The organism is Candidatus Doolittlea endobia, from assembly GCF_900039485.1.
Lineage (GTDB): Bacteria > Pseudomonadota > Gammaproteobacteria > Enterobacterales > Enterobacteriaceae > Doolittlea > Doolittlea endobia.
In genome coordinates this window covers 1-24,483 of record NZ_LN999833.1, presented here as the reverse complement: position 1 = coordinate 24,483, position 24,483 = coordinate 1, and the positions used below count along the sequence as shown (strand labels likewise).

The 24,483-nt window shown below is 44.1% G+C and carries 19 protein-coding genes and 4 pseudogenes; 12 read left to right on the top strand and 11 right to left on the bottom strand.

Annotated elements, in window-relative coordinates; genetic code table 11:
* Positions 1-288: 288 nt before the first annotated feature.
* The 5 genes from mlaB to mlaF all read right to left on the bottom strand — a co-directional run bounded on the left by mlaB (position 289) and on the right by mlaF (position 3,566).
* Complete coding sequence (gene mlaB / locus A4A68_RS00105) at positions 289-627, bottom strand: lipid asymmetry maintenance protein MlaB (protein ID WP_067565159.1); 339 nt, start codon at positions 625-627, stop codon at positions 289-291.
* Positions 620-1,255, bottom strand: coding sequence for a phospholipid-binding protein MlaC (mlaC, locus tag A4A68_RS00100; protein WP_067565156.1), 636 nt, complete (start codon positions 1,253-1,255; stop codon positions 620-622). The genes mlaB and mlaC overlap by 8 nt, the downstream gene beginning before the upstream one ends.
* Before the next feature lie 167 nt (positions 1,256-1,422).
* Positions 1,423-1,962: an outer membrane lipid asymmetry maintenance protein MlaD gene (mlaD, locus tag A4A68_RS00095; protein WP_067565153.1), complete on the bottom strand. Its 540-nt coding sequence runs from the start codon at positions 1,960-1,962 to the stop codon at positions 1,423-1,425.
* A gap of 4 nt (positions 1,963-1,966) precedes the next feature.
* Entirely contained in the window at positions 1,967-2,749 is a 783-nt protein-coding gene (gene mlaE / locus A4A68_RS00090; protein ID WP_067565150.1) for a lipid asymmetry maintenance ABC transporter permease subunit MlaE, read from the bottom strand.
* 16 nt (positions 2,750-2,765) lie between these two features.
* Positions 2,766-3,566: a phospholipid ABC transporter ATP-binding protein MlaF gene (mlaF, locus tag A4A68_RS00085; protein ID WP_067565147.1), complete on the bottom strand. Its 801-nt coding sequence runs from the start codon at positions 3,564-3,566 to the stop codon at positions 2,766-2,768.
* Positions 3,567-4,184: 618 nt separating this feature from the next.
* Between mlaF and kdsD the strand changes: the two genes are divergently transcribed.
* From kdsD to A4A68_RS03370, 11 genes and pseudogenes are all read left to right on the top strand, one after another.
* Positions 4,185-5,171, top strand: a complete 987-nt coding sequence (gene kdsD, locus A4A68_RS00080) for an arabinose-5-phosphate isomerase KdsD (protein WP_067565144.1) — start codon at positions 4,185-4,187, stop codon at positions 5,169-5,171.
* Positions 5,172-5,236: 65 nt separating this feature from the next.
* Positions 5,237-5,675: pseudogene (locus tag A4A68_RS03625) on the top strand (HAD hydrolase family protein); the annotation flags it as partial.
* Positions 5,676-5,691: 16 nt separating this feature from the next.
* A complete protein-coding gene (lptC, locus tag A4A68_RS00070) occupies positions 5,692-6,270 on the top strand; it encodes an LPS export ABC transporter periplasmic protein LptC (protein ID WP_067565141.1) in 579 nt (192 codons plus the stop codon).
* Positions 6,245-6,781 carry a lipopolysaccharide ABC transporter substrate-binding protein LptA gene (gene lptA, locus A4A68_RS00065; RefSeq protein ID WP_067565138.1) on the top strand — a complete coding sequence of 179 codons (537 nt, stop codon included), beginning with the start codon at positions 6,245-6,247 and terminating at the stop codon, positions 6,779-6,781. Before lptC ends, lptA begins: the two co-directional genes overlap by 26 nt.
* 5 nt (positions 6,782-6,786) lie before the next feature.
* Positions 6,787-7,512: an LPS export ABC transporter ATP-binding protein gene (gene lptB / locus A4A68_RS00060; RefSeq protein ID WP_067565135.1), complete on the top strand. Its 726-nt coding sequence runs from the start codon at positions 6,787-6,789 to the stop codon at positions 7,510-7,512.
* 1,355 nt (positions 7,513-8,867) lie between these two features.
* The gene (ptsN, locus tag A4A68_RS00055; RefSeq protein WP_067565132.1) at positions 8,868-9,347 is read left to right on the top strand and encodes a PTS IIA-like nitrogen regulatory protein PtsN; all 480 of its coding nucleotides are present in this window, start codon (positions 8,868-8,870) and stop codon (positions 9,345-9,347) included.
* Between the two features lie 97 nt (positions 9,348-9,444).
* A pseudogene (locus A4A68_RS03800) lies at positions 9,445-9,768 on the top strand (RNase adapter RapZ).
* Positions 9,769-10,686: 918 nt separating this feature from the next.
* Positions 10,687-12,153, top strand: coding sequence for a glucose-6-phosphate dehydrogenase (zwf, locus tag A4A68_RS00045; RefSeq protein WP_067565126.1), 1,467 nt, complete (start codon positions 10,687-10,689; stop codon positions 12,151-12,153).
* A gap of 496 nt (positions 12,154-12,649) precedes the next feature.
* Positions 12,650-13,500: pseudogene (gene rluB / locus A4A68_RS00040) on the top strand (23S rRNA pseudouridine(2605) synthase RluB).
* A 719-nt stretch (positions 13,501-14,219) separates the two neighbouring features.
* Positions 14,220-14,981, top strand: coding sequence for a tRNA (adenosine(37)-N6)-threonylcarbamoyltransferase complex dimerization subunit type 1 TsaB (tsaB, locus tag A4A68_RS00035; RefSeq protein WP_082800160.1), 762 nt, complete (start codon positions 14,220-14,222; stop codon positions 14,979-14,981).
* A gap of 797 nt (positions 14,982-15,778) precedes the next feature.
* Positions 15,779-16,012 (top strand): hypothetical protein, encoded by a 234-nt coding sequence (locus tag A4A68_RS03370; RefSeq protein ID WP_158648157.1) that lies wholly within the window; start codon positions 15,779-15,781, stop codon positions 16,010-16,012.
* A gap of 843 nt (positions 16,013-16,855) precedes the next feature.
* On the opposite strand, the gene fabI is transcribed toward A4A68_RS03370, so the two are convergent.
* Positions 16,856-17,644 (bottom strand): enoyl-ACP reductase FabI, encoded by a 789-nt coding sequence (gene fabI, locus A4A68_RS00030; RefSeq protein WP_067565122.1) that lies wholly within the window; start codon positions 17,642-17,644, stop codon positions 16,856-16,858.
* Positions 17,645-18,124: 480 nt separating this feature from the next.
* Positions 18,125-18,934, bottom strand: a complete 810-nt coding sequence (gene suhB, locus A4A68_RS00025) for an inositol-1-monophosphatase (RefSeq protein WP_067565119.1) — start codon at positions 18,932-18,934, stop codon at positions 18,125-18,127.
* Between the two features lie 325 nt (positions 18,935-19,259).
* On the opposite strand from suhB, the pseudogene A4A68_RS03620 reads away from it, so the two are divergent.
* Positions 19,260-19,391 (top strand): annotated as a pseudogene (locus A4A68_RS03620) (tRNA (cytosine(32)/uridine(32)-2'-O)-methyltransferase TrmJ); the annotation flags it as partial.
* Positions 19,392-19,942: 551 nt separating this feature from the next.
* Here the strand turns inward: A4A68_RS03620 and era are convergent.
* From era to lepA, 4 genes are all read right to left on the bottom strand, one after another.
* On the bottom strand, positions 19,943-20,836 hold the full coding sequence (era, locus tag A4A68_RS00020) for a GTPase Era (RefSeq protein ID WP_067565116.1): 894 nt from the start codon (positions 20,834-20,836) through the stop codon (positions 19,943-19,945).
* Complete coding sequence (gene rnc / locus A4A68_RS00015; protein WP_067565113.1) at positions 20,833-21,513, bottom strand: ribonuclease III; 681 nt, start codon at positions 21,511-21,513, stop codon at positions 20,833-20,835. The genes era and rnc overlap by 4 nt, the downstream gene beginning before the upstream one ends.
* 165 nt (positions 21,514-21,678) lie before the next feature.
* Positions 21,679-22,668 (bottom strand): signal peptidase I, encoded by a 990-nt coding sequence (lepB, locus tag A4A68_RS00010; RefSeq protein WP_067565110.1) that lies wholly within the window; start codon positions 22,666-22,668, stop codon positions 21,679-21,681.
* A gap of 15 nt (positions 22,669-22,683) precedes the next feature.
* Positions 22,684-24,483: a translation elongation factor 4 gene (gene lepA / locus A4A68_RS00005; RefSeq protein WP_067565106.1), complete on the bottom strand. Its 1,800-nt coding sequence runs from the start codon at positions 24,481-24,483 to the stop codon at positions 22,684-22,686.

The window sequence follows — 24,483 nt, the reverse complement described above, 5'->3', positions numbered from 1 at the left end:
CTGGCTTTTACTGCTTCCGTTTAAAAGCTGTCGAATTAAAAACAAGTACAGTTTGGATCGTAACTCTATTGAGTTGCCATTGCAAGCCATGTCTGGAAACGTTCAAGTTCTATTTCGCTATCAAAGTGCTCAGACATAAATAAGACTATCATCTCTATACTAATACATAGTATTGAATACGGGAATGTTTAACAACCAAGTTGATTGGATAGCACAGCTTGGCCTAATTAGTCTCATTACAACGAAATTGTTCACATTCGAGAAAACATTACTTCTTCGCCTCCTCTTTTAACTACAAGGTAATTTAGAGGACGATTCATGAGCAACAACTGTTATATAAGGCAAGATTTCTTGCAGCTTGTATAGCACGATGAGCGTACGCAACCTATCGGTAACACCCGTAATGGCAAGGGTAGCGTTACGCTGCTGTTGTTGATAATAGCAAAAATGCAGCATAAGCGCTACACCGGCAGAATCGACTCGCCGCAGGTTAGAGACATCTAAAAACCGAATACCGACAAGTAATAGCTGCCGTTTCTTCCAGAGCGTCAGCAACGTGTCACGATCTAGCTCTCCATGCAAGATTAATGTATGCTCTTGCGTATGCCAACGCAATTCTTCACCCATTACGCTGTTTATCCAGGATAATTGGTGTTCTGGCGGCGGCTTGCAATTGTTGTGTCAGTCCGTCGATACCCTTGATGCGCAGCGTAGAGGCCCACTCGTTTTTCTTAGTAGTAATCATACTGACCCCTTCGGCAATCATGTCGTAGGCTTGCCAGTGTCCTGAGACGCTGTTTTTACGCCACTGAAAATCAAGGCGAATCGGCGGTCGTCCGCCACGGTCAATAATCGTCACACGAATAGGGACAATCGTGGCATCACCGAGTGGTTTTTCCGGCGCGATTTGGTAAGTCTGATTGTTGTAAAGCGCCAGCGCCTGGCTGTAAGCCAGGTCCAGATAGTCTTGGAATGCTTTAAGATAAGCGTCGCGCTGCGCCGTTGTTGCTTCACGATAATAGCGTCCAAGTACTAACACGCCAGCGTATTTCACATGCACATAAGGAAGCAGCTCTTCTCGCACTACGGTACGTAGGTAGTTAGGATCCTGATAAATCTTGCTTTGTTCATTTTTTAAGCGCGTGAAGGTCTTTCTTGCCGCATCCTGCATTGAGCGATAAGGATTGCTTTGATCAGCAGCACGCGTCAGGAATGCAATCGCTAGTAGCGCCACTATGAATAAACGTTTAAGCATGCATGTCTCCTGGTATGGTTGTGTTGCTCCATATGGCGGTGCAACCTGGTGCGACTCTGAACAAAAACGCACATGGTTTAATCTCGTTAATATGATTTTAGTCTTTCTAAGAATTTCCGGCCACGAGAACTCTTTTGCTGTCCGGCTACACAGCCGTTGCTGTCGCACTAGTTCACGCCAGACCCATTACCGCGATCAGTACTATTAACCTGACCTGCATAGGTGGCATTATTTTCGCCGCTGCTGTTCTTATAGAGGAACTGACCAATCAAGTCTTCCAGCACGATAGTTGATTTAGTATCCTGAACAACACTGCCGTCTTCCAGTATCGAGGTGCCCATTTCTGGATCATCAAAACCGATGTTCAGCGCTAGGTACTGTTCCCCCAATAGACCTGAGGTACGGATCGCTAGGGAACTGGTATCAGGTATGTGATTATAGGTCTGTTCAATGTCCATGGTAACTTTTGGAGTATAAGTTTTAGGATCGAGGGTAATATCTGAAACCCGGCCGATAACAACCCCACCAACTCTCACCGGAGATCGTATTTTAAGACCACCGATATTGTCGAAAGAAGCACTGATTCGATAAGTTGCTGCATTACTCACCGAATGGATATCCGCCATTTTCAGACAAAGAAACATGATGGCGCAGAAGGCGATAATCATAAACGCGCCGACCCAGATTTCACTTTTTTTGATTTGCATTCACTCAGTTCCCAAACATCAATGCTGTCAGCATAAAATCCAATCCCAACACCGCCAGCGAAGCATGAACCACTGTGCGAGTAGTTGCTCGGCTGATCCCCTCGGAGGTCGGTGTTGCATCATAACCATTAAACAGTGCAATCCAGGTGACGCTAATAGCAAAAATCACACTCTTGATAACACAATTTATTAAATCTTGTCGCCACTCTATGGCGCTCTGCATTGCGGACCAAAAAAATCCGCTGTCGATTCCTTTCCATTCAACTCCGACTACAGCGCTACCCAAGACGCCAACCGCAACAAAAATCTCCGTTAGAAGAGGCATACTGATCATGCCAGCCCAAAAACGCGGTGCCACTACCCGGCGCAGAGGGTCCACCGCCATCATCTCCAAACTGGATAGCTGTTCAGTGGCCTTCATCAAGCCTATTTCTGCGGTAAGCGCAGAGCCAGCCCGACCGGCAAACAGCAGCGCGGTCACTACAGGCCCTAGTTCGCGCAGCAGTGATAGCGCAACCAGCATTCCCAGGCTAGATTCTGCGCTATAGGTAGTGAGAATGATATAGCCCTGCAATCCCAATACCATACCGATAAACAAGCCAGATAGTATAATAATCATCAGAGATAATACGCCAACACCGTAAAGTTGTTTGACCAGTAGCGGCCATTGTTCGCGTAGCGCTGGTTTACCTATTAGCGCATTGAATAGCATAACAGCAGCTCGGCTAAAACCGTGAAAGATGTTGATCCCACGACGTCCGAATGACTCGATTGCTTCTCGTATCATGACTCAGGTTAACTCCCTACCCCAATAGCTGGGTCTGATAATCTTCAGCCGGAAGATTAAACGGAACCGGCCCACTTGCAATGCCGTCGAGAAATTGCCTTACCCGAGAATCCTGGTTGCCACGTAGGCTATCTGGCGTCCCTTCCGCTATAACATGCTGCTCGGCAATAATATAGGCGTAATCAGCGATGCTCAAGACCTCCGGCACGTCATGTGATACGATGATACAGGTCATGTCCAGTGCATGATTCAGCTCGTCGATAAGCTTTACCAGCACTCCCATAGTGATCGGATCTTGTCCCACAAACGGCTCATCGAACATAATTAGTTCAGGATCTAGCGCAATGGCGCGAGCCAACGCCGCACGACGCGCCATACCGCCAGAAAGCTCTGCCGGCATCAACGATGCCGCTCCACGCAATCCTACTGCTTCAAGTTTCATAAATACCGTGCTACGAAGAACCGGCTCCGGCAAATGAGTATGACGACGAAGCGGAAACGCCACATTTTCGAAAACAGTATCGTCTGTAAACAGTGCGCCAGACTGGAATAGCATGCTAATTTTTTTACGCACTTCATATAGTCGACGGCGTGACAACGTAGGTATATTATTGCCATCTACCCAAATTTCGCCACTATCCGGCGATAATTGTCCTCCGATAAGGCGAAGTAGCGTCGTTTTACCGATGCCCGATGGCCCCATGATTGCCGTCACTTTTCCACGCGGAAATTGCGTACTAATATTATCGAAAATAACGCGATTGCCCCGACAAAAGCTTAATCTACGAATTTCAACTAAGTTATCGCTATGGTTCATAGTTTACCGCCTTTTCTTCATATACCTACGGTCTACAGTAATAATAGTAGAATAAGAAGGTTCATTCATGGAATTTTCAACTAATCAGGCTTGTTGCCGAAAATTAATCTCTTACCGTGTTTTACTTTGAGTTGTTAGACGTGCAGAATTACCACAAGCCTCAAAGATTGAGAATAATATGAAAACTAAATTAAAGTCACACCCAGCATCTCAGCATAACGATTGATTTAATTCAATCTAAGAGGTACGACTATTCCCATTTTTTCTCTGTATAAGAAACGAGCCTTTCTTATATTTTTGGAGCATGAAATCCATAGACGTTACAGAAATTATTAACACTGTTAATCAACATGGCTTGATAACTTAAATTTGTATTCCCGCATTAAATGTCTTTTTGGTCAAAACTATTTTCCTTCAAAGTTAGAAATGATACATGTGCATGCCTACTGTTGAATGATCACATAGTCCTGGCAAGCAGAGGCCTCCGATTTCTTCAGGAAAATTTAATTCCGATGTTTTTGCTTGAAATAATTTGGCTTACCGGTGTGTGAGTTTATCACTTATCTTCTGATACTGTTTATCAGGCTTCCTACACCGCGAATAATTAGGATATGTTTTATGCCGCAGAATAAATTAGACCAGGATTTTGATTTTATCGCCGCCGGAAAGGAAGTGCTCGATATTGAGCGGGCGGGTCTGGCGCAACTGGAGCAGTATATTAACGACGATTTCCGTCGTGCCTGCGAAGCGCTGTTTCTTTGTGCTGGCAAAGTAGTAGTGATGGGCATGGGTAAATCCGGTCATATCGGCCGTAAGCTAGCCGCTACTTTTGCCAGTACCGGTACGCCTGCTTTTTTTGTCCATCCCGGCGAGGCCGGTCATGGTGACTTGGGCATGGTGTCGACGCAGGATATTGTTATTGCGCTTTCAAATTCCGGTGAATCCAATGAGATCTTAGCGCTGATTCCCGTGCTTAAACGCCTGAGTATCCCTCTTATCTGTTTGACAGGCCAACCGGCAAGTACTATGGGAAAAGCGGCAGAAATTCATTTGTGTGTGCACGTTCTAGAAGAAGCATGCCCACTAGGCTTAGCACCAACCGCTAGCACTACTGCCGCGTTGGTTATGGGCGACGCGCTAGCGGTAGCACTTCTGCGGGCACGGGGCTTTACCGCCAAAGATTTCGCTTTGTCCCATCCTGGCGGCGCACTAGGACGTAAATTGCTGCTGCGCGTAAGTGATATCATGCACAGCGGCGATGAAATACCGCAGACGTTCTGCACAGCTTCGCTCCGTGATGCGCTGGTGGAAATTACTCGCAAAAATTTAGGCATGACAGTGATTTGCGATGCGCAAAACGTTATCGTCGGAATTTTTACTGATGGTGATCTGCGGCGGGCATTTAATATGGGTATTGACCTCAAAGAGGCGCGTATCGTCGACGTTATGACTCCAGGAGGCGTACGTGTTACACCCGATATCCTGGCGGTGGAAGCCCTGAATCTCATGCAAACACGCAACATTACTTTACTATTGGTAGCGCAAGACGACTACCTGTTAGGCGTAGTACATATGCATGATATGCTACGCGCTGGTGTGATATAATAAAGAATAACATCATGCAAGAGACTCCCCCTGCTATTAAGACATGACGTGGCCGATAGCATCGCATGTGGATCTGCGATATGGTCGGCGTTATGTCCGACGAACTAATTTATATGGGCAATCAAGGTGAAGCGCTTCAAAAGTTCAATGTCCGTAATGGTTACGGCATTTTCCGCTTACTAACAGCAGGTATTAAGCGCTATTACTAGCGGTCGTTTTGCCAGACTGTTAGGGGACCGTTGTACTACGCTAGAGGTATTTCGCATCTGTATCAGGGATAATTTGATAAGATTTTTGCCTTTAGAGAGCTCCTGAGTACATTAAAGTTAATAGCGAAACAGGTCGCCTATGTAGGCGACGATCTGGTTGATGCCCGGTTATGGATCAGATCGATTAAGTGTAGCGGTGGCGGATGCGCACCCGCTGTTGCAGCCCAGAGTAGATTATGTTACACACATCGCAGTCTACGACCTTCTCTTGTTGACCCAGGGAAAGCTGGAGGATCAAAACAGCAGTCTATATGAGCAAGATAACACGTTGGAGTATAGCTCTGCTAGGATTATTAGCATTAGCATTGGTGCTTGTCGATTGGAATTTAACGGATACCGATACGATATCGACTTTGACGTCGGTGAACGCAGACGAGCCAACCTATCAGAGTGAATATACTACAACCTTATCCTATAACTCAGCAGGTAGGCTGCATTATAAATTGGTAGCCGATCATGTGGCTCATTTCTCCGAACAACAGATCACTTGGTTCACTAAACCGATCGCTACCACGTTCGACGACAGCATAATGCCGACTTGGACAGTGAAGGCCGACCAAGCCAAGTTAATTCAGGAGAAGATACTTTACTTATATGGCCATGTTCAAGTGGATAGCTTAACCGATGCTGTTCAGCTGAAACGCATAACAACAGATAACGCGGTGGTCAATCTGATCACGCAAGACATCTTATCGGATAATAAAGTAATCTTACATGGTACTGGTTTTCACTCCACTGGCATGAAGATGCGTGCTAATTTGCGCAATAAGACCGCCGAGTTGACCGAAAAGGTTCAGACTTCTTATGCAATTCAGAATGCTACACCTTAGCCTGCTTTTAGCAGGTGAGTTAATACTGGCCCGCGTACTGGCGCTGACTAGCGATAATCAGCAGTCAATTTATGTTGACTCCGCGCAGCAGACGGTAGATATGACTACAAATACCATAACTCTCAGTGGTGATGTCGTGGTCAAGCGCGGTTCAATCAAAATTTGCGCTGATAAGGTCGTTATCAGCCGCCCCGACAGAACGGATGGTAACGAAGTCGTGGAAGGCTACGGTAATCCAGTCATTTTCTATCAACTGCAGGACAACGGAAAGCCTGTGTGCGGTCATTCCCAGAAGGTGCGTTATGAAATCGCTAACGACTTGATGATTCTAACGGGAAATGCCTATCTGGAGCAGTTGGATAGCAACGTGAAAAGCGATCGCATTACCTATCTGGTTAAGAAACAGCAAATGGAAGCGTTTAGCGATAAAGGTAAACGTGTTACTACTGTGCTAGTACCGGCGCAGCTACAAGATAAAACCGGCGCTAACAGGCAAAACAATCGAGTGTAGAGTCTATGGCAACATTAATTGCAGAAAATTTGGTTAAAACCTATAAAGGACGTCGCGTGGTGAAAGATGTCAGTCTAAAGGTAAGCTCTGGCGAGGTTGTGGGATTACTAGGACCTAACGGGGCTGGGAAAACCACCACATTTTATATGGTAGTGGGAATTATCCCTCTCGACGCCGGCCAAATTAGCATCGATGATGACAAGATTAGTCTCCTACCGCTTCATACCAGAGCTCGACGCGGAATCGGCTACCTTCCACAAGAAGCCTCGATTTTCCGCCGCTTAAGTGTCTTCGACAATTTGATGGCGGTGTTGCAAATTCGCCATGATCTCACTCGTAAACAACGTAACAATCGCGCGAAAGAACTTATGGAAGAGTTTTATATAAGCCATCTGCGCGATAATCTCGGCCAGTCTCTGTCTGGTGGCGAACGACGCCGAGTAGAAATCGCGCGGGCGATCGCCGCTAACCCTAAGTTCATCTTGCTTGATGAACCTTTTGCCGGCGTTGATCCTATTTCCATCGTCGATATTAAAAAAATTATCGAACATTTGCGCGACAGCGGCCTCGGAGTGCTGATCACCGATCACAACGTGCGTGAGACGCTCGATGTATGCGAACGAGCCTATATTGTCAACCAGGGTAAACTCATCGCCTATGGTTCCCCGATCGACGTCATGCTCGACGAGCAGGTAAAGCGGGTTTATCTAGGCGAAACATTCCATCTCTGATAAAGAACATGCCGGAAGAACTGCCGGGATATATACTCGATAGTATCAGCGATGAAAGATTATCTAGACAAGGCAAAACAACACTTAAACATATTCATCGTTTCGATCCAGTCGGCGGCGCGAGAATTTAGTGATTTAGCTCTCGTAGCTTGCGGTCGATCGACCTTATCTAAACAAGGCGTAGCTTAGTTAGTGACGATCTTTTCTGGTCAACTATGATTTTTATACCATATGATTAGTCTGAAATTGGTTGCAGTGTTGATTCGGTCATTAAATCGAGGCTATCTATCAATATGATCATGACTCTATACTAACCCATAGGTTATCGTGCATTAATTTTTAACTTTAAAAACAAGTAGTTTGTAGTTTTACGACAACAACGCTTGATGTACTACGTAAGTCCACTCTATTCAAAACGTGAGGCCTATGCTGTTAGCAATCTGCTCTAGTATATATCTGCTTGAGAACCTCGATTTTTTTAAAAATCAGAGATAATGCATGACAAAATCATTAGATAATATATGATTGCGTATATACTATCAATAAATATGAATTATGACTATGATTTTTATCTGTACTATACTATTCTCAATGTTGCTATCTTGTGACGACAACCCTTAAGGTGTATGACTACGTTTCTAATTTATTTTTTATACAAAAAGAAGTATCCGTCTTTAACTCATGACGATAACTTTTAATTAGCAGTACACTGTTCTGGAAAGCAACACCTACAACGATGCAAACAGTATTCACAGCTATTTGCATGAGTGGTGTTCGCTAATTAAAGATCTAGATAGCCGCCATGAAAACTTATTAAAGATGATACGCTGTATTATCACACATCAGATAGCGCTTTGGGGTAATGCTGTTGGCGAATAGCACCTAGTCGGTGCACGAGTTGATGCTTGCAAGCAATACCCTGGCACCACAGGGTATCTTTAAATTGAAGCCACATCAATATTAGACGGTTATCTTAGCCCTAATGATCGCCCATGGAAACCCGGCGCAGCCGATTAGCGACAGTCAACTTACCAATTTGGTGTCTAAATAAGACATTATAGTGTCACGGCGTGTACCGTAGCGCAGTACCGAACGTCTTTATAATCCAGCTTTTGAATTAGCAAGATAACTAGTTTGATCTCTACAGAGAAGGAGGACGCTATGCAACTCAACATGACCGGATAGCTTATTGATAATCAATAAGCTCACGCGGCAGTCGAATAAGTATAAAGAAAAGCTAAACCATATTAATTAAACCGTAGATGACAACGCTCCCTAAACCTCACATCGGCTCATCGTCCATACGGAACAAGCCGATGAGTCTTAAAGGTTAACCAACGATTGAGTGACCCGAAATGACTAACGATACAGCAATGCAAATTGATTCAGTGTTAAATATTGAATGCACCCGTAACGACGTTCACTGCCAAAGTAAAAAAAAAGCACTGGAAATTATCAGCGAGCTGGCAGCAAGACAACTTAACCTGGAGCCGCAAGTGGTGTTTAACGCCGTATTAACGCGTGAACGTATGGGAAGTACCGGTATTGGCAACGGCATCGCCATGCCGCACGGTAAGATAGAAGAAAACACACTGCACGCGGTTGGGGTTTTTATTCGGCTCGAACAATCCATCGCGTTTGATGCAATCGATAATCAACCCGTGGACTTACTGTTCGCGTTGCTGATGCCGATAAAACAGTGCAAAATTCATTTGCAGACTCTTTCGCTTGTAGCCAAGCGATTAGCGGATAAAACCGTCTACCGCCGTTTACGCACCGCGCAAAACGATAAAGAACTATACCAGATTATGACAGAAAAGAAAGACAGCAACTGAGAAAACGGTACTATCATAAGGCAGAGCGGTGTATTTATGGTGTTAATAACAGTCAGCGGTAGATCAGTTTAATCCGTTGTGCTTTACGCTAGAAGACATGGGTTTTTACTGCGTTGATAACTTGCCAGTGGAGTTACTGACGCAGTTAACCAGCATGTTAGCGACGAACAATAGTTAGCAAACATTGACGTACGTAATATCCCAAAATAACCGGTCCACAAGCTTTTCTCTACAGTTGCTATTTCTGAACGTCAATCACAATTCCCTTATCCGTCGCTATAGCGACATCAGATGGCTGCATCTTCTCTCCGCTCACAGCCTGTCGCTGAAAAGCGATACTGATGCAAAGAACTTATTGCATGATTCGTATGCGATTATGCGTCGATCTCATGATCGACGCATCAAAGCTATCAATGTATGAACTCACTAAAATATTGGGTACTCGCCTGCTTGGTAAGTGCGAGAAGGAACTGACCATAATGTTTGAGTCTTTCGACTACACGATGCAAAACTACGATATACGTTTCTACCTAATCCATACTGGGAACATAAGCTCAGGCCGATGACCAACTTGGATCGCATGTGGTGGTGTTTTGAATCATCATACTGAAGTCTATAATTTCCCTATCTTACGATGAGGATAGGCTGCGCTGGAGGTAAACACCGTTCTTGTATATCGCCGAACAGCTAGTGGATCGTTTCACGGAAAGAACGTCAAGTCTCGCCGACTTTATAAAAAAGTGCAAATCATTACGGTCAATATCGTCTAGTTATGCATATTGACCGGCAATGCAAACTTCTCGGTCAGAGACAGAGGTCTGTCGCTAGCTATATATTCCTCCAATTACCTCCTTTAGCGTAATTTTAAAATTGCATAAGAACGGCACAATACTTGTGTAGTATCTCTGCATCCAGAATCAGACCATATCGACAACAGTCTAGTGTATGTTCAGTTAAGTGCCTCGGTAATGAAAATGATTGACTTCGAACACTACTTTTGAGTAGCCCATACATTTTAAGTTTAATCAAAGTGTTCATCATGCTGATATGGTCTAGATGAATTTTGGCCATAATTTGAATCGTAAATATATTATTTTCCTGATGTTTTGCCTTATGAAGATATCTTTATAAGACTTGTAGTCAAAGGCAGATCTGTGTCGAACTTACAAGATGGTAAGACAAGCACAATATTGTTAATTAATGGCACTTGTTGAAAACAAATACAGATATAATTGTCAAAAAAGAGGGAAATATATTATTTTTGACGTTTTGTCGGTCAATGTCACAAGATACTCCAATTATGTAAATAAAATTACAAATCCTGCATGAGGAGAAGAACATGGCGGGAATATCTATGGCCCAGGCCTGTGATCTGGTCATTTTTGGCGCAAAAGGTGATCTAGCGCGGCGTAAGTTGTTGCCCTCGTTGTATCAGCTGGAAAAAACAGGTTCGCTCCATCCAGACACTCGCATTATTGGGGTCGGACGTGCGGATTGGGATGTCGCGGTATATACCAAAGTCGTACGTGAAGCACTAGAAACCTTCATGAAGGAACCTATTGAAGACAAATTATGGAAAACGCTAGGCGCACGACTGGATTTTTGTAATTTGGATGTAGATGCAACTGAACATTTCAGTCGACTTGGTAAAAAATTGGACCAACAGTCCAGAGTAACAGTGAACTACTTTGCTATGCCACCTAGCACATTTGGTGCTATTTGCAAAGGCCTGGGCGAAGCGAAATTAAACAGTAAACCAAGCCGCGTTGTTATGGAAAAACCCTTGGGTACCAGTCTAGTATCTTCGCGAGTGATAAATGATCAAGTTGCGGAGTATTTCCATGAAAGCCAAATTTACCGTATTGACCACTATCTCGGGAAAGAAAAAGTATTAAACCTGCTGGCCCTACGTTTTGCCAATTCACTATTCGCTTCCAATTGGGATAACCGCACCATCGATCATGTGCAGATTACGATAGCTGAAGAAGTCGGTATTGAGGGGCGCTGGGGCTATTTTGACAAAGCTGGTCAAATGCGCGATATGATTCAAAGTCACATCTTACAGATCCTGACTATGATAGCCATGTCGCCGCCTTTAGATTTAACTACTGATCGTATCCGCGATGAAAAAATTAAAGTACTGCGCTCGCTGCGCCCCATCGATCTCAGCAATGTGCGTGATACTACGGTACGCGGCCAATATATTGGCGGTTTCGTGCAAGGAGAAAAGGTACCAGGTTATTTGGAAGAAAAAGGCGCCAATAAAAATAGCCGCACTGAAACTTTTGTTTCCATCCGAGTCGATATTGATAATTGGCGTTGGGCAGGCGTGCCATTTTATCTGCGTACCGGAAAACGGTTGCCAGCTAAATGTTCTGAAGTCGTGATTTATTTCAAAAATCCGACACTTAATCTGTTCCGGGATTCTTACCAGAAGTTGCCCCAGAATAAATTAACTATTCGTTTGCAGCCAGACGAGGGAATGGATATTCAGATCCTGAACAAAGTACCTGGATTAGATCATAGAAATCGCCTGCAGACCACTAAGCTAGATTTGAGTTTCACTGAAACTTTTAATCAGGCTGATGCTTATGAACGATTGCTGCTGGAAACTATGTGCGGTATTCAAGCGCTGTTCGTCCGCCGTGATGAAGTGGAAGAGGCCTGGAAATGGGTCGATTCGATCATGGAGGCCTGGGAGGTAAATCATGAGATGCCTAAACCGTATCAAGCCGGCACCTGGGGGCCGATTGCCTCCGTCACAATGATTACTCGAGACGGACGTTCATGGAATAAGTTAGAATAACTAACGGTACTAAATCGTTGTCATTGGCGGGTAATACTGCTGGTTTTGCTGATATAGGAGTCCTTAACGTTGCAAACAACCGCAACCAGCTCGATTCCCTTAATGCTCAATGTTAACACTATATCAAAACAAAATCTGTGGAAGTCCTCCTAACTATCTCCGACTTATTCCTCCAAGGTATTTGCTTTACTGGCGGCATTCACGTAAATTAAGGAGTGTAATAATCTAGCGAGATAAGTATTCGGTACATAGTTAGTGCCTGGCTCGCGCAAATGCAGCACTAAACCGTGTATAATCCAATTAGCCAGGAAGTTTTTTTGCTGGCTTATGAGTAATAAGCGTTAGCTAGCGCGTGCTAGACTTGACCTTCGGTGGCTCAATAAGGCCGTGTGGTGGTGACCTTGTCATATTGATCGCGCTTGCCGAAAGCAAGGATTGAACTATGTTGTTTATTCTTTATGCATACTTAAATATTTAATGTATTGCGAGGTTCGCTATGAGCAAAAGCGAAAAACTTCAAAAAGTTTTATCTCGCGTCGGGCAGGGTTCTCGCCGAAAAATTGAAGCCATAATCGAGCAAGGCCGCGTCAGTGTTGACGGCAAAGTTGCTATACTCGGTGGTCGAGTTGACGTCTTTAGCAGCACAAAAATCCGTATTGATGGGCGAATTATCTCTATTAGACCGCGAGAAAATACTGTATGCCGCGTATTGGCTTATTATAAGCCGATAGGCGAATTGTGTGCGTACCGCGATCCTAAAGGTCGACCAACGGTGTTTAATCGCCTTCCGCATCTCAATAATTCCCGCTGGATAGCTATTGGACGACTGGACATCAATACTTCAGGATTGTTGTTATTCACTACAGACGGGGAACTAAGCAATCGCTTAATGCATCCTCGCTATGAAATTGAACGTGAATATGCTGTCCGTGTCTTTGGCACATTGCATGCTGACAAGCAACGTCAGTTAATCCGCGGCGTGCAGCTGGATGATGGCCAGGCGGCTTTCCGTAGTTTAACCTTCAAGGGGGGCAAAGGTCTCAACAAATGGTACAATATCACCTTGAAGGAAGGTCGCAATCGTGAAGTGAGGCGTCTGTGGGAAGCAGTTGGAATGCAGGTCAATCGGCTTATCCGTGTGCGTTACGGCGGCGTTATGCTGCCGAAAGGGCTTCCTCGTGGAGGATGGGCTGAACTATCACTTGCGACAATAAATTACTTGCGTGAAAAAGTGCAGTTGCCGCTTGAATCTTGCACAAAACTGTCGATCAAGAGCAATCGCCACCGATTGAAAGTAATGTAGATGCACGTACGATGAAGCGCGACAGTCAGAGAACACTATTTTGACATGGTAGACAAAGCGGAAATGTCATAACAATATAAATTAACGGCGCCTGTAAGATAGTAATCTTGGCTTTAATATACTTAAAGCCTAAATTAGATTAAATTCATTCCATACCGTAATCGCGACTTCTCTTCGCCGACCTTATCGGTAAGCTAATTAAAATATTTCACGAAGCACACGGAGTTTGAAAACGCTATATTTCTATTGCTTTTAAATCTGTTTGGTTCTGCAGCCTAACTTGCGATTACCATCAGATGATGCTAGATCTTGCGGTCGCTGCTGATCTTCGTGTATAGACTGGAACCAGTAAACGCGAAATCTTTCGCTAGTTTGTTAGGACCAGTTTTGCTGTATTGGTGGCGACCAATAGTTTTTAGAAAGCAGTGGACATGCGCGGCGATGTCCCGTTCTCCGATCGATAAACTGCTTTTTATTATTGCTAACTATGTGGCAGCGAACATTCTGAGATATATCTAAAGAGGTGATCATCGCCTTGAAAGAAAGTGTCTGCAGGTCGATACGTTATATCGATAACCTTGGCGTGCTGATTATTTGCGATTAGCGCTTAACAAGATTTTACTGAGTGCTTCACTTGCTCTCTTGTATACCCCCATTGCTTTTCTAGGCCTCGACTGAGCAGTGTATCTCCTTGTAGCAACAGCTGTGCTATTATAAGCATTTGTTAAAATTGTTGTATTCCCGATCGAGGTTTGAGATGTCTATCCGTATTTTAGCTATTGATACTGCGACTGAAGCTTGTTCTGCCGCGCTGATGCTCAACGACGATGTCTTGCTGGAACGCTGTACTTTCTCTCCGCGCGAGCATATGCTGCATATTCTTCCCATGGTGGATAGTTTGCTGGTGGAAGCTGGCACAACTCTAAAGAGTCTAGACGCGCTGGTATTCGGTCGCGGTCCTGGCAGTTTTGCTGGGATCCGCATTGGCATCGGCATTGCCCAAGGACTGGCGTTAGGAGCTAATCTGCCACTTATCGGTGTGTCTACTCTAGCGGCGCTAGCAGAAGGCGCCTGGCGACAAACAGGTATTTGTCAAGTATTAACTGCTATCGACGCCCGTATGGGCGAGGTGTATTGGGCTCCTTATCAACGCAAGGCGGGTGTTTGGCTTGGTGAAGAGTGCGAAACGGTAGCCTCGCCTGAGGCTATAACGTCGTTAGGCGCGATGCTATCTGGCTGCTGGGCTACCGCCGGTACTGGTTGGCAGACCTATCCGATGCTTCTGCATCATGCTGGTTTAACGCTGGTTTCAGGGAATACGTTGTTGTCCAGCGCGCGGAATATACTACCGCTAGCGCGGCAGTCTTATCAACAGGGCAGTATTCAACCAGTGACGCTTGCAAAACCAACCTATTTACGTAACACAGTAGCACGGAAAAGTTGCTCAGCCGGAATTGATCGTCTAACGTCATGCGTTAAAAACAGGCAAATATATCCCTGCATTCAAAACTCCATACGACAATAATCTGATGTATGGCTAGTTGAGCGTTTCGATAGAAAATGAAGCTTGCAGATTTAGCGTTGCGCTCCTAATGCCAAATGACCGTACATCGCACTTCATCGGTTGCATTACAACGAGAGCAAATCATATTAATCCTTGCTATATGCTTTTGTGTATTGCCTGTATTTTTATTGCTGGCATGGCTAGTCCTGTGTTCTTTATGTCACCACCTCTTGGTGTTGACGGCACATCTGCAATGAGTACGATTGCGAACGTAAGGCGCAGGATACGCTGGAAAGCTCGATAACACTGCTATCTCCATTCAGATGGATCTAAATGACACACTGTGTGCCGACAGCTTGGTGTAACTTGCTGTTAAGTTTCTTATGTAAGTTTTATTTTATTGTTTCAACCTACACATCAAATCGTTATTTCCTACAAAAGAACGGTAGATAACAAATTCGTGGTTTCCGATCGCCCGTCTTAAACACAATGGAGATTAGCTACGTTTTCGGCGTATCGCTAAAGACAGGTTTAAACTGGCCGAGCCCATCAGTGAGCTGTTTTCTATCCGTATTTCAGTGAAGTCATGCTAAGGGTATAACACTATGTCTTTTACTTGTATCGTGCCGTTTTTAAGCCAACATACCCCGTATGCCACTACGCCATACAACCAATGCCAACATCCTATTCTACCATGAGGTTCCGGTGGTGACGAATCATAAAATACAATATGACTGCCTCATCTGTCCGTTCAGCGTCGTCAATACCAATCAGCACTTTAGGTAGACAGTGATTTGTCATGTCGCTGTATTTACAGATTGGGATGTCTAAATAGCATTGGCGTCCACTCTAAAACTAAACCGGAATCTAGACATCGTGCTAATTCTGGCGAAAGTCTGAAAGCGGTGAATGTATCTGTCAAGATAGTCTGTGTGTTGGGTATCCAACCGCAGTTGCAGAGCACAAAAGCCTTTCAGCGTCAGCAGCTCGGTGGAGCTGTTCTCGATCGATCTGGTGAGTGCGTAGAACAGCAATTACCTATTCTGCTATAGTAGCGGCTTATCCAGCACGACCTGTCGACAGGTACTACGCGTTAGGCACAGGTGGTAAAATCGTGCATTGCCGTCTAAAGTCCCGTCAGAGTTCATCGTAATCCGGCACGCTAGGACCGGACATCACTCAATCGCTGATTTGAAACGTCTGGTTAACTCCGCACTTAGGTCGTTATAAAAGTGTGAGAAAGGATTCAATGAGTTTTCCAGTTCTAAAAATTTACCGCTGCACCTTACCTCTTATAAGGTGGCATCGATCTAAAAAAATCAAACTCTTTCTCCATCCCTTTAATTACACCTACGACACGTAGGAAGAGAATGGAACTGCTGTTTTAGCTGTGCTTTCATATCTATGAAACATAAAATGTATTATATCATCTCAACTATCACAAATAATTTTACGCGAATTAATCTGTAGCAGCAAGTTTCCTGTTCGTATGAAATTAAAAACACTTGGTTAACAGAGGCAATTTCCAGAAAAAAGAGACGGGCGATAAGCCAGCTCTCTGTCGTTGAGCAGATGCGGCCGACTAAAATTACAAATGCCACAAGTCGGCAACGTTAGGCTCTGTATCAGTTTGACAGGACTAATTTGGCGATCTGAGTATAAGGGCACTAAACAGGAAAATGGCACCAGAAAATTCGTTTCTAGAAGGTTCCCGTGTCGAAAAATATCGTATTTTATAGCTAAAATCATGTAATTAAATTATCATTGAATCCTTTAGCGTTGAAGAGGATGCTTGCGCGACATAATGTCGAAGAATCATCTATTACCAGATATATGATATCGCAATTGATCAGTACTAAGATTTTATACGTATCTAATTGGTATAGCGGAGGAAGTTAATCTATATCAACCTCGTTCATAGCGACGATATTGAAGCCGCCGTCTACATGCACTACCTCGCCGGTGATCCCTGCCGATAAATCAGAGCACAGAAAAGCGGCGGTATTGCCAACGTCCTCAATGGTCACCACACGCCGGATCGGCGTTATCGACTCGCAATGAGACAGCATTTTCTTGAAATTCTTAATACCTGATGCGGCCAAAGTCCGAATAGGACCTGCAGAAATGGCATTCACTCGAATGCCCTGTGAGCCCATAGCGTTGGCCATGTAGCGCGTATTGGCTTCTAATGAGGCTTTGGCCAACCCCATGACGTTGTAGTTGAGGATAGCGCGTTCTGCGCCTAAATAAGTCAGTGTTACCAGGGCAGAGTTGAAGTTAAGCATTTTTCGGCTAGCTTTAGCCATAGCGACGAAGCTATAGGCGCTGATATCGTGCGTGATGGCAAAACCTTCCCGTGTAACAGCGTCAACATAATCGCCGTCCAATTGGTCACTAGGCGCATAAGCAATAGCGTGCACAAAGCCGTCGAAGTTTGACCAGATATCGGCTAGACAGGTGAACATCGCGTCGATGCTAGCATCTTCCGCTACGTCGCATGGAAGTACGATGCTAGAATTGAAATCGGCGGAAAATCCTTTTACCCGTGATTCTAATTTATCATTTTGATAAGTAAAAGCCAACTCTGCACCTTCACGGTGCATGGCCTGGGCGATCCCATATGCGATTGAACGGTTACTAGCAACGCCGGTCACCAGAATGCGCTTACCGGTAAGAAAACCCATAGTTTTTAATCCTTGTAGTCATGATTGTGTTCTATCATTTGTCCGAAGTCAATTTATGCAGAACCGAAGTGTAACATGGTTTTATTGTTAACAGGCCCGTCATTTTTCGCTGAAGTGTAGATGCATGCTTCTAACAAAAGAAAGCTCAACCTCAGTGCCAAAGAGTGATGAGGTGGTGAGATTATAATGTGGCGTATCATGCCAACGTATTATTCGTGCAACAATACGGTTTGCTTTAATATTGGGTCGTAAAACTAACGCATGTACCAGATCGATATGCTGTATGCTGTTTCTACTTAGGCACAACATATGTGCATAGCAACATAATTTGAATATACATACTAACATCAAGCATCTTTCTTATAAAAGCGTTTACTTCTAAAATTAGAGACAAGGAATATTTATGGATCATGGAGGTCTCGAAGCCGTAGAATAAGAAAGTTGCTCTGTAAACACACTATACTTAGATCCATGCCAACTTTAACTGATGTTTAATGCTTCGCTCAGTGCAGCACGAAGAATCAATAGCATTGATTTTACCACATGGGGGTTGCCACCGGCCACGATATTGCCGGAACGTAGGTAATTATAGTCACCAGTGACATCGGTCACTACCCCCCCTGCTTCACGGACTAGTAGTTCGCCGCCGGCGAAGTCCCAAGGTTTCATGCAGGTCTCAAAAAATCCGTCGACTCGTCCAGCGGCTACATAGGCTAAATCCAGCGTAGCTGAACCGGTATAGCGAAAATCTGCACATTGAATAAATAATTCACTTACTATGTTGGTATAATTTGTGAAATTCTGTTTGTTTTTAAACGGAAAACCAGTAGCCAATATAGTACCGTCTAAATCCCGTGCTGTACTGCCACGCAGACGATAGCCGTTCAACTGAGCACCTTGACCTCGGGATGCACTAAACAGCTCGTTGCGCATAGGATCATAAACTACGGTAATTTCTGTTCGGCCTTTGATGCGTACAGTGATGGAAACAGCAAAATAGGGGAAACGCTTGACGAAATTGGTGGCGCCACTCAGTGGATCAATAATCCATTCTACTTCGTTGTTTTTGCCGGCCCGCACAACGTTTCCTTTAACCCTAATGACGTGCTGCGGGTAGGACTTGTAGATAACTTCAACAATCAAACGTTCCACTTCCAGATTAACATTCGTGATAAAGTCATTAGTGCCTTTCTGGATGGTTTCGACTACATCAAGGGTTTCGTAATATTTAGCAATCAAATTACCCGCTTTTCGAACAGCGCGAATAGCGATATTGAGCATTGGATGCATGGGTATCGTCCGCTAGAATGTTAAAGAACTAAAACGGTGTAAAGTATAACAGAATGTCAAAAAAATTGACGGATATGCTATGACGTTTCTCACATTTTCTCTGTTTTAAATGTTTTATACTGGAACTATTAGCTCCACTGTTCACGAATTGAAAACCAAGTAATCTATATTTAGTCAATCCCTTCATCAGCTCAATGCGCAAGCTATCGCCTTATCCTCTAACTATAGCGGTATATTGGGCAAGCTTCGCGCTGGGTGAGCGGTAGCTTAACTGCCATGCTTGAGCCGTGTGAATGCGGCGTGAAAAGCATTCAAATGGCGATATCTCAGTACGGGCTGCATTTGCAGTGTCTATCCGGGACTAGTGATGAGCAAGCTGCGACGATTATTTAATCATATGCGGCCGGAAAGCCAAGAATTAAATATCTTACAAGACACACTGATCTCTATGTTTTAGCATTCGAAAAGCAGCTATAGGCTACTACCGAACATAGACGTAATGCTTCCTCTTACAGCCAGTAGTGCTTGCCACTGGCAAATTGCTCTTTTGTATTCGGTATCTACACATCAAGAAGAAGATTTAAGGGCAACTATTACTAAGATTAGAAATGATACAAATTATTGGATGGAATCCAATTCATGTACTACTATTAAATAGTATGGTAGTTAAAACGGATGTAGATATGTATTCTCCTAGCCGATAAATAAGTTCAATAACATACATCAATTATAAAAGCTATGTGAATTTTCTGAACATCATTAATGTTTCTGTAAAGTGTATTTAGCTCTAAATATTGAGACAGGGCATGATTTTACATGCTATCAGTAACCTGCTGTGGTGAAATTTATCAGAACAGTATTGAGGCTTATTCCCAATACTTATCTTGGATCTAGAACTACCGAAAGTAGCCTCCCTTATGTCTGTTGACGTCTTGATATAGAAGAAGCTAGAGTGTTTCATAAATGTTTAAGGCCAAATAACATCAATTTGGCCAGAAGGCATTGCCCCTAGAAACCTAGACTACATAAGGCACGTTCATCGTCGGTCCAGCCAGGTTTCACTTTTACCCATAGTTCTAAATGCACCCGAGTCTTAAATATAGCTTCCATGTTTTGCCTAGCTTCAATGCCGATAGTTTTGATTTTGCTACCCTTATTACCGATAATTATCCTCTTTTGGCCGTTTCGCTCCACCAGAATAACCCCGTGAATGTCATAATCGTCGAAATTGTTACTGGAAAAACGCTTAATTTCTACCGTGATAGAATAAGGAAGCTCATCGCCCAGAAAACGCATTAACTTTTCGCGTATAATTTCCGAAGCTATGAAACGTCTGGAACAATTAGTAATATAATCTTCCGGGAAATGGTGCACCGCTTCTGGTAATGCTTTTCTTACAATCTCGGCCAGGATTGCGACGTTCATACCGTTTTTTGCGCAGATTGGTACGATATGATGGAACGACTTTTGCTGGCTGAGGAACTGAATATAAGGAAGAAGTTGTTGTTTATTAGTTACGTTATCAACTTTGTTGATTGCTAATATAACCGGACAGTTAACATTACGCAGTTTTTTCATCACCATCTCATCGTCTTGAGTCCAATTGGTACCTTCCACCACGAAAATCAGCAACTCTACGTCGCCAATTAAATTGCTACTCACGCGGTTCATTAACCGGTTAATCATCCGTTTCTCTTCAATATGCAGTCCTGGAGTATCTATATAGATAGCCTGATATAGTCCGTCGGTGTAAATCCCCATGATACGGTGGCGGGTAGTTTGCGGTTTGCGAGAAGTAATAGAGACTTTCTGTCCTAACAACTGATTTAGGAGGGTGGATTTGCCAACGTTTGGCCTGCCCACTATTGCTACAAATCCACAATATGTCGTCTGTTCGCTCATTCAAGCTCCAACAATTTGAGCGCCTGCTTTGCCGCGGCTTGTTCGGCCTTACGACGACTTGATCCATTACCGACTACCTGCTGTGTCAGCCCGCTGATAGGGCAATGTATAGTAAACTTTTGATCATGTGCTTCGCCGTGCACCTGAACTACTTGGTAAGTTGGGAGTGGTAAATGGCGTCCCTGGAGATATTCCTGTAATCTGGTTTTCGGATCTTTTTGTTTATCACCTGGACTGATTCCATCTAGACGGGAGCGGTACCAGTCAAGAATCAATTTGTTGGCGATTTGGATATTGCTGTCCAAGAATACACCCCCGATTAACGCTTCCACTGTGTCAGCTAAAATTGATTCACGACGAAAACCGCCGCTTTTTAACTCTCCTGGTCCAAGACGTAAGCATTTGTTCAGCTCAAACTCACGCGCTATTTCTACTAGCGTTTCACCACGGACCAGCGTCGCACGCATTCGACTCATGTCTCCCTCGTTAACACGGGGGAAACGCTGATAAAGCGCGTTGGCAATAACATAGCTCAGTATAGAATCGCCTAAAAATTCCAGCCGTTCATTATGTCTGCAGCTGGCGCTGCGGTGCGTTAAGGCCTGTAACAATAAATCGTGCTGTTGAAAAGTGTACCCCAGTTTCTTCTGGAGCTTATTTGTTAGAATTGGATTCATGTGTTATCAATAATTTAACTATGAGTCAAAAATCGTAGCAAACGAAACAATCCTGAGCTTTACTCGCTTATCTAAAATTGTTTCGTTTGAAGTACTTACTTTGAAGGAAAATAATTTTATTTGAGAATTATTTTATATCGGTAAGCGGTTTTTACAAAGAAGGAATTAGTGAATACCACCAATACGGTTCAAACGAACACCTGTTGGCCATTTGCCTTCTTGCTTCTCGAGACTCATCCAGATTGCCGTCGCTTTACCTACCAAGTTCCTTTCTGGTACGCAACCCCAAAAACGGCTATCAGAGCTATTATCCCGATTGTCGCCCATCATAAAATATTCACCCTTAGGTACTACCCACTCTGATAAAGAACTACCCTGCTGTTGATAATAACTCCCCAGTCGATCTTGTTTCCCCGACATCGTCAGAATGTTATGCACTACACCACCTAACGATTCTTGACGCTGCACTAATCGTATAGCGCCATCTACTTTCTGAGTAGATGGTATCTGTAGGAAGCCGGCGCTAGCTTCTCTTGCTCCGGTCAAATTATGGGTTTGTTCAAAATCATTTTGTGCAAGACCGCAGTAAATAATTGGCACCGACGTAGCACAATTTTGACCGTTTTTACAGACAGGTTGCACCGTTAAGCACTTATTGAGATGATCATAATTGATTCGTTCGCCAGGCAATCCCACAACACGTTTAATATAATTCAACTTTGGGTTGAGCGGAAATTTAAACACCACTACGTCGCCACGTTTTGGATGGCCGGTTTCAATTAAGGTAGTTTGAGTAATGGGATTTTTAATGCCGTAGGAGAATTTTTCCACCAAAATGAAATCGCCGACCAAAAGTGTAGGCATCATTGATCCTGAGGGAATCTGAAACGGCTCGAAAATAAATGAGCGCAAGACAAAAACTAAAAACAAAACCGGAAAAATCGACGAGCAAGTTTTAACCCAGCCAGACTTATGGCTGATTTTCACCGCAACGTTATTGTGCCCGCACTTTCCTCTTACTGCGTCTGGCCTTTTCTGGTCTCGCTGTGGTTCCAAAGAGCGGGGGATCGGTGTCAGTTTAAAGTGTTCCAAACACCAAAGAAACCCAGTGACAAGCGTCGCGATTACTAGTATCAAGGGAAACACATTGTCCATGCAATCTCCTTAAACCTATTTGCTGTCTTTACTCACATGCAAAATTGCCAGGAAGGCTTCCTGTGGCAGCTCAATCTTGCCTACCTGCTTCATACGTTTTTTACCTTCTTTCTGTTTTTGCAGCAACTTTTTTTTGCGGCTCACGTCTCCACCATAGCATTTTGCCAGCACGTTTTTGCGCAGTTGTTTGACGGTAGAACGAGCAATAATATGGTTTCCGATGGCTGCTTGAATGATGATATCAAACTGTTGGCGCGGTATAAGCTCCTGGAGCTTATTAACAAACTCGCGACCGCGATACGGCACATTATCCCGATGGGTAATCAGCGCTAGAGCATCAATCCGTTCGCCATTAATTAACATATCGATTTTAACCATATCCGAGTTCTGAAAACGCTTAAACCCATAATCCAATGACGCATAACCGTGTGAGGTGGATTTTAGTCGATCAAAAAAATCCAGTACCACTTCTGCCATGGGGATTTCATAGGTCATCGTCACCTGGTTGCCATAGTAAACTATATTGATCTGAACACCACGCTTCTCAACACATAGCGTAATGACTTTTCCCAAATAAGCCTGCGGAAGCACTATATGACATTCAGCAATAGGTTCACGCAATTCGTTAATATTGTTCAGCGGCGGCAATTTGGAAGGACTATCTACATATACCGTCCTATTATTGGTCATCAGCACCTCATAAATCACCGTCGGTGCGGTTGTGATCAGATCAAGACCGTATTCGCGCTCTAACCGCTCCTGAATGATTTCCATATGAAGCAGGCCAAGAAAACCGCACCGAAAGCCGAAGCCGAGCGCAGTTGAATTTTCCGGTTCATAAAATAGCGAGGCATCGTTTAGGCTAAGCTTGTCAAGAGCGTTGCGAAATATCTCATAATCGTTAGAACTTACTGGGAAAAGACCAGCATAAACCTGCGGCTTCACTTTCTTAAAGCCTGGTAGCACCTTATCAGCCGGCTGATGCGCTAACGTTAGAGTATCTCCTACCGGCGCGCCGTGAATATCTTTCATAGCACAGACCAGCCATCCGACTTCTCCGCAGTTAAGCACATCACGATCGATGCGTTTTGGGTTAAAAATACCAAGACGGTCCGCATTGTGGAGTTGAACGGTACTCATTACTTTGATTTTGTCACCTTTTCGCAATGTACCATTCTTGATACGTATTAGCGAAACTACGCCTAAATAATTATCGAACCAAGAGTCGATAATCAACGCTTGTAAAGGCGAATTAGGATCACCCAACGGTGGGGGTATATCGCGAATCAGCCGTTCCAGTACATTAGATACGCCGACGCTGGTTTTAGCCGAACAGCGGACTGCGTCAGTAGCATCAATGCCGAGGATGTCTTCGATTTCCTGCGCCACGCGATCGGGATCGGCAGAGGGAAGGTCGATTTTGTTTAGCACCGGGACTACTACTACATCCATTTCCATTGCGGCATAGCAGTTGGCTAACGTCTGAGCTTCTACTCCTTGTCCAGCGTCCACTACCAGTAGTGCGCCCTCGCATGCTGCAAGTGATCGTGAAACTTCATAAGAGAAATCCACATGCCCAGGGGTATCAATGAAATTCAGCTGATAAACATAACCATCAGGGGATTTATAGTCTAGCGTCACGCTTTGCGCTTTGATGGTAATACCGCGTTCACGCTCCAGATCCATAGTGTCTAGCACCTGATCCTTCATTTCACGTTTGCTCAGACCACCACAGGTTTGTATCAGACGGTCAGATAGAGTTGACTTGCCGTGATCGATATGGGCAATAATAGAAAAGTTACGTATATTTTTCAT

Excerpts from the sequence above, each read along its gene's own strand:
- mlaB (WP_067565159.1), bottom strand. The coding sequence starts at position 627 with ATGGGTGAAGAATTGCGTTGGCATACGCAAGAGCATACATTAATCTTG.
- rnc (WP_067565113.1), bottom strand. The coding sequence starts at position 21,513 with ATGAATCCAATTCTAACAAATAAGCTCCAGAAGAAACTGGGGTACACT.
- era (WP_067565116.1), bottom strand. The coding sequence starts at position 20,836 with ATGAGCGAACAGACGACATATTGTGGATTTGTAGCAATAGTGGGCAGG.
- lptA (WP_067565138.1), top strand. The coding sequence starts at position 6,245 with ATGCAATTCAGAATGCTACACCTTAGCCTGCTTTTAGCAGGTGAGTTA.
- lepB (WP_067565110.1), bottom strand. The coding sequence starts at position 22,668 with ATGGACAATGTGTTTCCCTTGATACTAGTAATCGCGACGCTTGTCACT.
- lepA (WP_067565106.1), bottom strand. The coding sequence starts at position 24,483 with ATGAAAAATATACGTAACTTTTCTATTATTGCCCATATCGATCACGGC.
- mlaD (WP_067565153.1), bottom strand. The coding sequence starts at position 1,962 with ATGCAAATCAAAAAAAGTGAAATCTGGGTCGGCGCGTTTATGATTATC.
- lptC (WP_067565141.1), top strand. The coding sequence starts at position 5,692 with ATGAGCAAGATAACACGTTGGAGTATAGCTCTGCTAGGATTATTAGCA.
- kdsD (WP_067565144.1), top strand. The coding sequence starts at position 4,185 with ATGCCGCAGAATAAATTAGACCAGGATTTTGATTTTATCGCCGCCGGA.
- mlaF (WP_067565147.1), bottom strand. The coding sequence starts at position 3,566 with ATGAACCATAGCGATAACTTAGTTGAAATTCGTAGATTAAGCTTTTGT.
- ptsN (WP_067565132.1), top strand. The coding sequence starts at position 8,868 with ATGACTAACGATACAGCAATGCAAATTGATTCAGTGTTAAATATTGAA.
- suhB (WP_067565119.1), bottom strand. The coding sequence starts at position 18,934 with ATGCATCCAATGCTCAATATCGCTATTCGCGCTGTTCGAAAAGCGGGT.
- fabI (WP_067565122.1), bottom strand. The coding sequence starts at position 17,644 with ATGGGTTTTCTTACCGGTAAGCGCATTCTGGTGACCGGCGTTGCTAGT.
- lptB (WP_067565135.1), top strand. The coding sequence starts at position 6,787 with ATGGCAACATTAATTGCAGAAAATTTGGTTAAAACCTATAAAGGACGT.
- zwf (WP_067565126.1), top strand. The coding sequence starts at position 10,687 with ATGGCGGGAATATCTATGGCCCAGGCCTGTGATCTGGTCATTTTTGGC.
- mlaE (WP_067565150.1), bottom strand. The coding sequence starts at position 2,749 with ATGATACGAGAAGCAATCGAGTCATTCGGACGTCGTGGGATCAACATC.
- mlaC (WP_067565156.1), bottom strand. The coding sequence starts at position 1,255 with ATGCTTAAACGTTTATTCATAGTGGCGCTACTAGCGATTGCATTCCTG.